Genomic DNA, 11825 nt, shown 5'->3' with positions numbered 1-11825 from the left:
CGGTAGCTGCAACGAGCAAACCAGTCCGGCGCCACCTGGCTTTTTACAGCCAAGTGGTAGCGGCCAGGAAGAGGCCTTTTTGTGCTGCGCTGGTACAGCCTAGAGTTGGCGCAGCTTGGGTGAAATAGCCTGACTAAGATGGGTAATTTTAATACGTTGTTTTATATTGATTTTCAATTAGTTTCAAAGTTGTTGAATGAATGGTAACCGAGGGCGGAGTGACGCCGCTCGTCGTTGTACGGGTAGCATAAGCGTAAGGACAAAAATTCCCGTTGGGCTCGTGATGACCGGAGCGGCGGGTCGGGGTGTCTCCGGAAACGGGCGTTTTTTCGACCCAGCCGTAGCAGCCCCGGCTGTCTTACCGATGCACGGCACAAATTGTCTCATTCGTTGTTCTCACGAATCAACGACTCGCTATCCGCGTTGGTGGAGACTTTCTGAGAATTTGCCGCCGATTTCCTTAGCGTTGTTTTCCGTTCCGACTCTAGTGGGACCCCGGCTGGTAGTGAAAGGTGCGCAGGGAATGATGGTTGCGGGTGGCCGTCGCGGCTGGAGCCGCCGGCATGCCGCCGCCCTTGAACCGCCACCAGAGCAGGGCCGCCAGCGCGGCCAGGGCCAAGACAACCACCAGTAAGAGTATTCCCGAACGCATACCGCCCCCTTACGGCAGGACGCATTATTGTGTTAGTAAAAAGTTAGTAAAAACCTAAAAATTGTTTAGTCGTATGATGCGGCTACCGGCGAAGCAGGTCCCCATCCGGGCGGGTATCCGACGGGCAATCGGGTGGAAGATTTGAGTTTTTCCACGAAGGCGTTGCGGCTTCTAAGCCCGATATGCGTCCTTTGGGGTATCTCTCCGATACTTCACCCCCACTGCCCCCAGCAGTGAGCCTCCTTCGCATGGTACCCTCCGACCACGTTTCCGCCCCTTTGGGGTTTCCTGATTTAAGCCTATCCGCGCCCTACAGCGAGTGCCTGCGCTATGTCCAGTTTCGGCTCAAAGCCCTTGCCCAAGGCGATTTAACCTCTTTTTGCGCCCAGCATGGCCTGACCTATACCAACGTCGTGAACCTGAAAAACGGCAAGCTCAAGCGCGACGAGCCCCGCCTGGTGCAGCGCGTGCTGCGTGCCCTGGGCGTGCCCACCGACATCGTGCGCATCGACATCGGCAGCGGCGCCAACCAGTACGTGTTCGGCAGCGCCGAGCTTCTAGCACAATTCCGCGAGCAGCTGGCCTTCTTCGACGCGGCCGCCCAGCGGGCCGGCGGCACCCCGCCGACCACCTAACCCCCGGATAGCTTTCCGTCTCACGCCCGGTTCGGGTGCGGGAGGAGCCGGCGCTGTCCGGCTCCACTCCCCCATCTCATGAACGCACCCCGGGAAAACGACCCCTCCGAACTCGACCGCTTCAAGCGCGACATAGACCTGGTTGACTACGCCCAGCGCCAGGGCTACACCATCAAGAAGGAAAGCCGCCGCGGCGACTGGCACCACCTGGTCAAGGACGACGAGCACGTCATCGTCACCCGCAAGGGCGACCACCAGGTGTACCTCAACACCGGCGACGACCGCGACGCGGGCTCCATCATCGACTTTGCCAAAACCCGCGGCGGCGACGGCCACGGCCTCAACCTGGGCCAGGTACGCCAGCAGCTGCGCGAGTACCTCGATGGCGCCCCCGCCCCGGCCCGTCAGTATGCGACTCAGTACGCCACCCCGCCGGACACGTCCCGCCTGAGTAGCCTGCCCGCGGGCGACCCGGAACAGGCCCGGCAAGCCGAGGAAGAGCGCCGCACCCGGCTGATTTCCGAGGTGCTGGGCGTAAAGAAGGAGCTGACCGACCGCAGCTACCTGCACGGCCGCGGCATTACGGACGAAACGCTGGACAACCCCGCGTTTCAGGGCCGCATTTTTACCGCGCAGCAGAACGAGCACAAAAACACGGCTTTCCCCCTCTACAACGAGCACGGCCTGGCCAGCGTCGAGCAGAAGAACGAGCACTATAAAAGCCTGCTGCCGCTGCCCAAAAACGGCATCTGGGTATCCCACCCCACCGAAGGCAAGGACACCCCGGTGGAGCGCGTGGTGGTGAGCGAGTCGGCCATCGACTCGTTGTCCCACTTCCAGCTCAAGCACGCGCAGGACCCGAAGAACACGCTCTACATTGCCACCAGCGGCACGCCCACCGAGGCCCAGATTGCCTTGATTCAGCGGGTTATCGACAAGCAGCAGCCCCGGGAAGTGGTGCTGGCCAACGACCGCGACGCCGGCGGCCGGCAGTTCAACATCAATTACCTCAACGAGCTGCAGCCGGCTAGGCCGATGGTGCCCGTCGCCGAGCAGGAAGCCTACCGCGAGGCCTCCCGGCCGGTGGAGTGGCACGCCACCAGCGACAAGTACCATACCAGCCTGAAGGTGACGTTCCACCACGAGGCGGCCGAGCAAGGCGGGGCCCAGGTGCAGCAGCTGCGCGAGCGGGTGGAGCACATCAACCAGACCCAGCAGGACGGTCCGTCGCTCACCGTGGAAGTGCAGCGCAGCACCGAGCAGGCCACCATTGTGCGCCTCACGGTGGCCCGCGCCGACACGGCCCAGCTGGAAGTCGTGGCCCAGGAGCTCTACCGGCAGCGGGAGCAGCTGCGCACCGCGGCCGAGCGGCAGCAGGAAAGCTTTCTGCGGGTGGACTACCCGCTGGCCAAGGACTTCAACAAAGAGTTGGAGTACACCAACCAGGGCCTGAGCGCCGAGCAAATCCGGGCCGCAGCCCAGCGCGAAGAGCAGCAGCGCGAGTCGGAGCGGCAGCAGCGACTGGCCGAAGCCCAGCGCCAGGAGCGGGAACAGCGGGCCTTGGAGCGCCAGGCCCAGCGCGAGCGGGAAAACACGCCCGAAGCGCAGCAGGAGCGTGAGCGGGACGATAAGCGTTTTAGCCAGGCCGTGTTCGGAGCAGCTGTAACTGAGGCGGAACCGCGGCCAACCCGTTCCTACCGCAGCGAGCAAGAGGCTCGGGAGCAGACTGCCCAATTCACCCACCTCAAAGAGGCTGGGGTGGTGTTGCTTAAGGACTGGATGAACGACAACCCGCCGCCTACTGGGCGCCGCGCCAGCGAGGAAGAGCTGACGGCTGCACCGGCACCCAGAGCACCTGCCGTGGCAGTGGTTGCGCAAGCGCCTGACCACCCTGGGGTTGATAAGGTGGCTACTTGGCGGGTGGATGAACTGGCGCCCCATACCACGGGCCGGGCCGAAGCTTGGCAGGCCGTGCTGGAAAGCGACGGGTATATCCGCACCAGCGCTGTCCGCAGCACGGTGGATGAGCAGGGCATCCGCCGGGCTGAGTTCGATATGTACTACCGCAACGAGCAGCCCGAAGTCGCGCTGATTCACGCCATCGTGACCAACACCACGGCGCGGGCGGCAGCTGGCAATGCGAAATATGTCGGCGTCAGCATTACCGAAAGCGACCAGGACCGGGCGGAACGTCAGCAAGCCGCCGCCACCGCTACGCTGCAGCCCCGCACGGGTCCGACGCGTGAGCCGGCGGCTGCGGAAGCCACCGCGCCGCGCCCGGCCGACGCTGCCGGGGTCGAGCGGCAGGTTATTGTCCGGGTAGACGAAGCAGCTCCGGCGGAAGGCACCCGCGGGCAGGCCGAGGCCGTGAAGGAAGCACTGATAGCCAGCGGTGCCAAGGTTGGGGAGGTGCAGAGCACGACCGACGAGCAGGGCATCCGTCATTCGGAAATCAAGGTCTCCTACCGCACCGACCAGCCGGAAATGGTCCAGGTAAGCCATGCCCTGGATGCCGTAGCCGCGCAGCCGGGTAGCCAAGTAGTAGAACACGACAGCCAGCGGGCTGAGCGGCAGGAGTGGGCCCGTGGAAAGCAGGCCTTGGAGGCAGGCGCTAACCGCTCCGAAATGACGCGCTAGTCCCTGAAACGCCGTCCATGCCTGCGCCCGAGGCTTGGGTAGCTCGTAGTTACCGGGGTGCGTTGCGGGTAAGTGCAACCGGGGTGTGGAAGACCACTGAATCCTGTTTGGCTACCGCTGCCTAGTTGCTCAGCGCCGAAAAGTTTAAAACGATGGCGTAAAACGTGCACAAGTTGAGCGATAGTTGAGCGGCAAAAGAAAAAGCAGCCTGTCGAGGACGTATTTCCTGGTACCAGGGCATTTTCAATCCTGGCTACTCAATATGGACACGACCATCGTGCATCTATCAAACCTGCTGGGCGAAATCCCAGCCTTCGCCCAGGTTGCCGCAGTATATGGCACCCAGGGAATTGCCAACGGCCGGGACGGCCTGGCTGTTCGGTACCCGGACGGTACCGAAACGTTTCATCCAGTAGGCGACGGCAGCCGGCCCTGGCTGCGGAAGCTGTTCCCCTGGCTTGGCTGGCGGGCTGAAGTCGGACACGACGCCGACTACAAAACATTTGTGTTCCGGTTTTCCACCTACCAGGATTCGCTGGTGACCAAAACCCGGAGCCGCGTACTCTGCGCTCAGGCCTGGGGCATGCTGCGGTAGCAAAAGGGCCACAAACGCAACTGCCCGCCCCTCATGGGCGGGCGGTTGCGTTTTTAACGCCGGCCTACGGATAACAAGAACCTGCTTTGTAGCATAGACCGCTTGGCCAGCAGAATGCCGAAACGAAGACTTTGCCAAGCACCTAGTTGACCTCCGGATTGAGAACCACCTGAATGGGCTTATCCGACCGGGGAAAGATGCGCCAGAGCTCCTGGTAAGCGTTTGCTGCGGCACCCCGGTTTCTGAACCGGTTGATGATGATGGCGGTAATGTCGGCTATTTGTACTTCAAACGAGTCCTGGGAGGCGTAGAACGCGCAATGGTTCTGGAAGACATCGGCGAAGTCCAATCCCTTGCCCTCCTTTCGTTGGTATTTGTCCAGAAAAGGGTGACCCGTATGCTTCCAATCCTCCAGCACGGGAATTCCTTTAGCCGCATTGGTAAAGCTGGTGCGCAGCAACTCCTTCCAGAATATCTCCGGTTCGCGGCCGCGAACAAAATCCTGGTCAATCTTGAACTCGATGTTGAGCAGGTTCTCGTGAGAGGGGTCTTGGCCCGCCAGCTCCAGGGCGATGGACACGCCGACTACCTTCTCGAAGCAGGCGGTAATGAGTTCGCGGAGCAAGAGCAGCTTCATGTAATGCTGGTAGTGCATTTTTTTGGCATTCTTATGCCAGATGGCCATGGTGCTATACTGCTTGGCCAAGCCGTGCTTTCCTGCTTCCTGCGCTTTGGCCGCCGCGCGTTCCAGCAAGGCTACTTCCCGGGCTTTGAACGCTTTCATCCGCTCCTCCGGGTTTTCAGAAGGCCGAAACTGCACGTACGTGATGCGCACCGCCGGCTTGGCGCAGATTACGGTTTGGGCGAAGGAAAGCAATTCCTCTTCCGTTAAGTTGCTGCCCTTCACCTCCCCGGTGGCATCTAGCTTTTCGGGTGGAATGGTGGCCAGCCAAGCCCTAAACTGCTGTTCCTTGAGCTGAATCCCATTCCCGTGCTGGGCCAGTTGCACCGCAACAAAAAAGCTGAGCAACTCACTGCCCGGGGCAAAATCCCCGGTTTCGTCGATTCCTATTACCATACTAGGTGGAAAAAAAACCTACAATTTACCGGGTGTAACACCGCCCGCATGGTCGGCGGTTAAGTTTCTCGGCAGCGGCTTTCGACAAGGCCTTGATTGACCTCGTACACCACGCCAATCCCTCGCACCGAGTGGTTCGGTGGTAGGCGTAAGAGGCGGAGCCCTGGCAGATGTAAACGGGGCTGGGAGGCGACGCCACCCATAGGGCACTGAGCAGGAATAGGGGCAGCATATAGCTGCCGAATATACACGCTTAGCCCACCGTGGTGCTCACCACGTGGCTACGCGCTTCGGGCTCGCCCTGCTGGGTTTCGTGCTGCACGTAGTACTCCACCAAGGTGCCGGGGGCAAAGGCATCGGTATCCAGGAAGGGCGAGCGGGCATTCACGGCCACGCGCTGCCAGGGCGCAGCCTCGCCCCCCACGCGGCGGAACACGTGGGCCACTTCGAGCAGGTCTTTGGAAAACGCCAGGTGGCGGCCAGAAGCCTCCAGGGTCAGGTCAATTTTAACGGTGTGTTCAGCCGACATACATAACGGAGGATAAGCTCCTAGGCAACCATGCCCAGCAGCAGGAACAAAAGAAAGCCGACAAAGAAAGCCAGCGTGAGCAATGGGGTCTCGGTTTCTTCGTGGGCCTCGGTGAGCAATTCTTCGGTGACCAAAAAAAGCAACGCCGCCAGGCCAAAGGAAAGCACGATTTCCAGCAGGTTGCCGGTGGCCCCGCGCAGCACGGTGGTGCCGATGCCGGCCCCTACGAGCAGCAGCAGGGACGTGCCGGCCACAATGGCGACTACCCGCCCCTTGCCGTGGCCGCCCTGGCGCAGCTCTACGGCGGTGGCCAGGCCCAGCGAGAGCAGCTCAATGGTCAGGGCAATGGCTAGTAAGGTCCCCTCCTTGGCGCCGGCGGCAAACCCGATGCCGAGCAGCAGCCCGTCAATTAAGATGTCAATGCCGATAGCTACCAGCAGGCCCCAGGGCAACGGGGCCGCCGGCGCCGGACCAGGAGCGCTCGTCTCCATGGTTGCCGCAGCAGTGGGCTGCGCGGGTTCGACTTGCTTTTCCAGCCGTTGGGTGAAATAGCGCAGCCCGAGCATGGCCGCCACGCCCAGCCCAAAGCCCAGGGCTACTTCGTACGGGGCGTGATGCTGTACGATGTCGGGCAGCAACTCCACCGCCACCACCGAGAAAATCACGCCCGCTGCGAAGTGCAGAATGGCACTGCGCAGCTTTGGGCCAGGGGCCCGCCACATGGCCAGGGCCGCACCACCAACCATCACTGCCGCTGGCAGTAGGAAAAACCCGAGCAAGGTGGGCCAGGTAGGAGCAGCGGTTGTCATGCGGCGCCGTCTAGTAATGCCTGCAAATCCGCCGGAATGGCCATTTTCTGCTCGGCCGGCATGTTGGTCCCGCCCGTGTTGCCCGTCGGCACGCGACCCACCAACGACCCTAGAAATCCGAACACGACCCGCGGCAGTTGCCCCACTAGTTCACGGGCATTGCGCGTGCGCCAGCCGTGGGCCAGCATCAGCAGATGCACCTGCGTGTGCGGCCAGGCCCACCGCTGCCCCAGCACGTGGGCGCGTTCCAGGTGGGCAAAGGCCACCCGCCAGTCGCGGCGAGCAGTGGCCGCCCGGGCCGCGCGCAGCTCGGCGCGGTAGGGCAGGCGCAGGCGGGCGGGGAGAAGCAGCGTATTCATGGAAGAAGGGAAAAGCGGTTTAGCAACTCAAAACCGCATCCGTTGGATGCGTACGGCGTTCAGGATGGCCAGCAAGGCTACGCCTACGTCAGCAAACACGGCCTCCCACATCGTGGCCACGCCGCCGGCGCCCAGGGCCAGCACGATGGCCTTCACCCCGAAGGCCAGCCAGATGTTTTGCCATACCACGCGGTGGGTGGCGCGGGCAATGCGCCGGGCCGTAGCAATCTTGCTGGGGTGGTCGGTTTGAATGACGACGTCAGCCGTTTCGATGGTGGCGTCCGAGCCCAGCCCACCCATGGCAATGCCCACGTCGGCCAGGGCCACCACCGGGGCGTCGTTCACCCCGTCGCCCACGAAGGCCAGCTTGCGGCCCTCCCCCAGGTATTGCTGCACGTAACGCGCCTTGTCTTCGGGCAGCAGGCCGCCGTGGGCTTCGCTGATGCCCAGTTCCCGGGCCACGCGCTGCACGATGCTGTCCTTGTCGCCGGAGAGCATGACCACTTTGCTGATGCCATCGGCTTTCAGCTCCTGCACGGCGCGGGCCGCGTCCTCTTTCGGGGCATCGGCCACGGTCAGGTACCCGGCGTACTGCCCGTCCACCGCGGCCACCACGATGCTGTCCACCACCTGGTCGACTGCCGGCGGGTAGGCCACGCTAAACTTGGCAAGCAGCTTGGTGTTGCCGGCCAGCACATCGCGGCCGTCCACCTTGCCCCGCAGGCCGTGGCCCGCGATTTCCTCCACCCCTTCCACGGGCACCCCCGCGGCCGCCGCGCCCACGTGGGTCACCACGGCCTTCGCAATGGGGTGGGTCGACTTGGTTTCCAGTGCGCCCACCAGGCGCAGCAGTTGCTCCGGGGTGGTGCCGGCAGCGGGCTGCACCTGCTGCACGGCAAACACGCCCTGGGTGAGCGTGCCGGTCTTGTCCATCACCACCGTATCGATTTCGCGCAGCACATCCAGGAAGTTGGAGCCCTTGAACAGAATGCCCGCTTTGGAGGCCGCGCCGATGCCGCCGAAGTAGCCCAGCGGGATGCTGATGACCAGCGCGCAGGGGCAGGAAATGACCAGGAACACCAGCGCCCGGTAGAGCCAGGTGCGAAACACGTAGTCGTCGACCACAAAGTAGGGCACCACGATGAGCAGCACGGCCAGGCCCACGACGATGGGCGTGTAGATTTTGGCAAACTTGGTGATGAACTGCTGGGTTTTGGCCTTGCGGCCCACCGCGTCCTGCACCATCGCCAGAATCTTGCTCAGCTTGGTGTCCTGAAAGGCGGCCGTCACGCTCACCTGAATCAGGGATTCCAGGTTTATCATGCCCGCCAGCACGGCCTCGCCCGGCTGCTTGGTTTGCGGGGCGGATTCGCCGGTCAGGGCGGCCGTGTTGAAGCTGGCCGCGGTGGTGTTCAGCGTGCCGTCGAGCGCCACCTTCTCGCCGGGCTTGACTTCCATCACGTCGCCCACCTGCACTTCTTTCGGGTCGAGCACCAGGCTCTGGCCGTGGCGCACCACCGTGACTTCGGTGGCCTGAATTTCCAGCAGGGCCTTGATGCTGCGCTTGGCGCGGTTGACGGCCGCGTCCTGAAACAGCTCGCCCACGGTGTAAAACAGCATCACGGCTACGCCCTCCGGGTACTCGCCGATGGCAAAGGCCCCGAGCGTGGCGATGCTCATGAGTAGAAACTCGTTGAACACGTTGCCGGAGGGAATGCTCTGAATGGCCGAGCGGATGACTTTCCAGCCGACCAGCAGAAAGGCCACCCCGTACCAGAGCAGCCGCACGTAGCCCGTGAAGAAGCCTGCCTGGTAGTAGTCCAGCGCAATGCCCGACAGCAGCAGCGCCAAGCTCACGCCCGGCCAGAGGTAGGGGTTGGCGCCGGCCGGGCCGTGGTCGTGGTCGTCGCCGTCCTCATGGGAATGGCCTGCGTGCTCGTCCTCCGCTTCGCCGGCCAGGTTCACGACCTGTTTGCCGGCGGGGTGCTGGTGGCCGGTGTGGTCGCGGGTGGCGTGGTCGTGGCCGGGCACGTCGTGGCCTTCGGGCGCGGCGGCGGCTTCGGGCGTGAGCTGGTCGCGGCTCAGGGCGCCCACGTTTTCGAGCTTTACCTGCTTGGCGGTGTTCAGCTCTTCGTTGGGTTCGGGGGAAGTGGGGTCAGGCATAAGAAAGCAATAGCAATGATGAACGAATGGGACGGCAGGCGCGGGAGCCTACCAGTCCACGAAAAAGCCCGCCAGCCCCACCAGCACGAGCACCGCCCCGGTGAAGCGACGCTCATGCCGGGCCAGGCTTGCGAGGTTGAGGCGGCGAATGCCGGAGTACACCACAGCCACCAGCACGCTCATGGCCCCCAGCGACACGACCAGGTACGTGGCCATCAACAGGGCGAGCATGGCCGTGCCGTGAGTACCGGCGGCCAGGAAAAACGTCTGAATCTCCAGGCAGGGCGCCAGGAACATGGTGGCCGCCAGGCCCAGCACCACCCGCCCGCGCGGGCGCCGCGGCACGGGGGAGGGGTCCGGATGCGTGTGCCCCGGCCCGGAAACGGCGTAGAGCAAGCCAATGACGACGAGCAGCGCCGGGGCGGCCACGCCCGCAAACTGCGCGAAGCGGGCCGACAAGCGCCACCCCAGCAGCCCCAGCGCCAGGCCCAGCAGCACGGTGCTCAGCACGTGGGCCAGGCCCGCCGCCACCGTCACCCCCACCGCCCGCCGCAAGGGCCAGCGCTCGGCCCGCGCCACGGCCAGCACCGGCGCCCAGTGGTTGGGAATGGCGGCGTGGAGCAGGCTGAGCAGAAAGGCTCCGGTGAGTAGTTCGAGCATGGGAAGCGGGGTTTCGGGCACGCGCACCGCCGGTTTCAAGGACAAACCTCGGGCGCCGGGGCATGCAATGCTATTGCATTGTTTACGCGGGGAGGGCGGCATCACTGGCGCAACGCGGGCAGAGGCCTTTCATGACCAGGCTGGTTTCCTGCACCTGGTAGGCGCCGGGCAAGGCAATGGTCGGCACGGCCGTCGTGGGCAGGCACGAGGCTTCCCGGCAGCGAAGGCAGAAAAAATGCACGTGCAGGTCCTGGTGCTGCCCGGGCGTGCAGTCGGGCGCGCACAGGGCGAACTTGACCGCGCCGCTGCCGTCCTCGATGCGGTGCACCAGGCCTTTGTCGGTGAACGTTTTCAGGGTGCGGTGCACCGTGATGCGGTCGGCGTGCTTCAGGTGCAGCTCGACGTCGGCCAGGCTCAGCGCGGTCGGCTCCTGTTGCAGCACGTCCAGCACCAGCAGGCGCATGGGGGTGGGCGTTATCTGCCGGGCGATTAGCGTGTCTTCGAGGGGATGGGCCATGGCTATTCTTCTTCTTCGGCGTTTTTCATCTTGGCCAGCAGCGAGTAGGCCCCATCCGTCACGAAAGTGGTGGTGGCAGGCACCGTTTCGGGCAGGGTAACTTCGGTGAAGGCGTCCTCGCTGCGGCCCAGCGTGACGGGCACCATCCGGTAGCGGCCGGGCGCCTCCACGGCGTATGCGTAGCTTTTGCCTTCAAAGCGCACCAGGGCCGAGTTGGGCAGGGTAGCGGCGTCGGTGCGCCCCGTTTCGATGGTGGCGCGCACGTAGAGGCCCGGCAGCAGGGCCGGGTCGTTTTCCTGGTCCAGGTGGCCGTGTACCCGCACGGTGCGGTCTTCGCCGATGGCCTTGCCCACCAGGTACACGTGGGCCGTGCGCTCCCGGCGGGTGCCGGTGGAGTCGCTGGCCAGCGTAAAGCGAATCAGCTGGCCGTGCTGCACCCGGGCCACGTCCCGCTCGAATACCGTGAGCTCCACGTGCAGGTGCTCGGGGTCCACGATTTCAAACAAGGGCTCGGTGGCCGTCACGCTCTGGCCCACCGTGACGTTCACGGCCCGCACGAAGCCGGCCCGCGGGGCGCGCAGCGTGGCCGTGGTGCTGATGGCCCCGCCCACCGGCAGCCCGGCAATGCGCAGCTGCGCGGCCTGGGCGCTGAGCTGCACCTGCAGGGCTTCGACTTCGGCCTGGGCCCGCTGGTAGTTTTTCAGGGGCGCCACCTCCTGCTGGTACAGTTCCCGTTGGCGGGCCAACTCGGCATTGGCAAACTTGAGGCGGCTGCGCAGCTCCAAGTACTCTTTCTGCAGGGTAACAAACTCGGGGTTGCGCAGCACGGCCAGCACTTCGCCCTTGCGCACGCGGGAGCCCTGCAGCAGTTCGGTGCTCTGCACGTAGCCGCCCAGCGGGGCCGTGATGGACACGGCGCTTTCCGGGGGCACGTCCAGCGTGCCGTTCACGGCCAGGCCCGCGCCCATGGGGCGGGAGCTCACGCGGCCGGTTTTCAGGCCGCCGGCCTGCTGCTCGGCCGGCGACAGGGTCACCAGGTCCGATGCTTCTTCGGCCTCACCGGCCGGCGCTTCGGCTTTTGCGTTTTTTTCAGCGGCCTCACCGTCAGCAGTGGAGCTGGTATCAGCGCCGCAGCCGGCCAGGGTCAGGCTCAGCAGCAGCGCCAGGAATGCGGTATACTTCATGGGTCGT

The 11825-nt window shown here is 64.2% G+C and carries 12 protein-coding genes; 3 read left to right on the top strand and 9 right to left on the bottom strand.

What is annotated here, in order from left to right:
• Positions 1 to 484 precede the first annotated feature (484 nt).
• A complete protein-coding gene (locus EJV47_RS28285) occupies positions 485 to 652 on the bottom strand; it encodes a hypothetical protein (protein ID WP_165903948.1) in 168 nt (55 codons plus the stop codon).
• 413 nt (positions 653 to 1065) lie between these two features.
• Here EJV47_RS28285 and EJV47_RS26430 point away from each other — a divergent pair, with 413 nt between their 5' ends.
• The 3 genes from EJV47_RS26430 (at position 1066) to EJV47_RS26420 (ending at position 4519) form a co-directional block, all read left to right on the top strand.
• Positions 1066 to 1287 (top strand): hypothetical protein, encoded by a 222-nt coding sequence (locus EJV47_RS26430; protein WP_126696222.1) that lies wholly within the window; start codon positions 1066 to 1068, stop codon positions 1285 to 1287.
• 78 nt (positions 1288 to 1365) lie between these two features.
• Positions 1366 to 3924: a toprim domain-containing protein gene (locus EJV47_RS26425; RefSeq protein WP_126696221.1), complete on the top strand. Its 2559-nt coding sequence runs from the start codon at positions 1366 to 1368 to the stop codon at positions 3922 to 3924.
• A 262-nt stretch (positions 3925 to 4186) separates the two neighbouring features.
• A complete protein-coding gene (locus EJV47_RS26420) occupies positions 4187 to 4519 on the top strand; it encodes a hypothetical protein (protein WP_126696220.1) in 333 nt (110 codons plus the stop codon).
• 142 nt (positions 4520 to 4661) lie between these two features.
• Here the strand turns inward: EJV47_RS26420 and EJV47_RS26415 are convergent, their stop codons facing one another.
• The 8 genes from EJV47_RS26415 to EJV47_RS26380 form a co-directional block, all read right to left on the bottom strand.
• On the bottom strand, positions 4662 to 5597 hold the full coding sequence (locus EJV47_RS26415) for a hypothetical protein (protein ID WP_126696219.1): 936 nt from the start codon (positions 5595 to 5597) through the stop codon (positions 4662 to 4664).
• Positions 5598 to 5850: 253 nt separating this feature from the next.
• A complete protein-coding gene (locus tag EJV47_RS26410; protein ID WP_126696218.1) occupies positions 5851 to 6126 on the bottom strand; it encodes a hypothetical protein in 276 nt (91 codons plus the stop codon).
• 20 nt (positions 6127 to 6146) lie between these two features.
• The gene (locus EJV47_RS26405; RefSeq protein WP_243651329.1) at positions 6147 to 6935 is read right to left on the bottom strand and encodes a ZIP family metal transporter; all 789 of its coding nucleotides are present in this window, start codon (positions 6933 to 6935) and stop codon (positions 6147 to 6149) included.
• Positions 6932 to 7294: a DUF3703 domain-containing protein gene (locus tag EJV47_RS26400; RefSeq protein WP_126696217.1), complete on the bottom strand. Its 363-nt coding sequence runs from the start codon at positions 7292 to 7294 to the stop codon at positions 6932 to 6934. Before EJV47_RS26400 ends, EJV47_RS26405 begins: the two co-directional genes overlap by 4 nt.
• A gap of 27 nt (positions 7295 to 7321) precedes the next feature.
• Complete coding sequence (locus tag EJV47_RS26395; RefSeq protein ID WP_126696216.1) at positions 7322 to 9457, bottom strand: heavy metal translocating P-type ATPase; 2136 nt, start codon at positions 9455 to 9457, stop codon at positions 7322 to 7324.
• A gap of 48 nt (positions 9458 to 9505) precedes the next feature.
• Positions 9506 to 10117: a hypothetical protein gene (locus EJV47_RS26390; protein ID WP_126696215.1), complete on the bottom strand. Its 612-nt coding sequence runs from the start codon at positions 10115 to 10117 to the stop codon at positions 9506 to 9508.
• A gap of 82 nt (positions 10118 to 10199) precedes the next feature.
• Positions 10200 to 10634, bottom strand: coding sequence for a Fur family transcriptional regulator (locus EJV47_RS26385; RefSeq protein WP_126696214.1), 435 nt, complete (start codon positions 10632 to 10634; stop codon positions 10200 to 10202).
• Between the two features lie 2 nt (positions 10635 to 10636).
• Entirely contained in the window at positions 10637 to 11818 is a 1182-nt protein-coding gene (locus EJV47_RS26380; RefSeq protein ID WP_126696213.1) for an efflux RND transporter periplasmic adaptor subunit, read from the bottom strand.
• Positions 11819 to 11825 lie beyond the last annotated feature (7 nt).

The organism is Hymenobacter gummosus (genome assembly GCF_003970915.1).
Taxonomy (GTDB): domain Bacteria; phylum Bacteroidota; class Bacteroidia; order Cytophagales; family Hymenobacteraceae; genus Solirubrum; species Solirubrum gummosum.
This window is presented reverse-complemented; position numbering and strand designations above follow the sequence as displayed.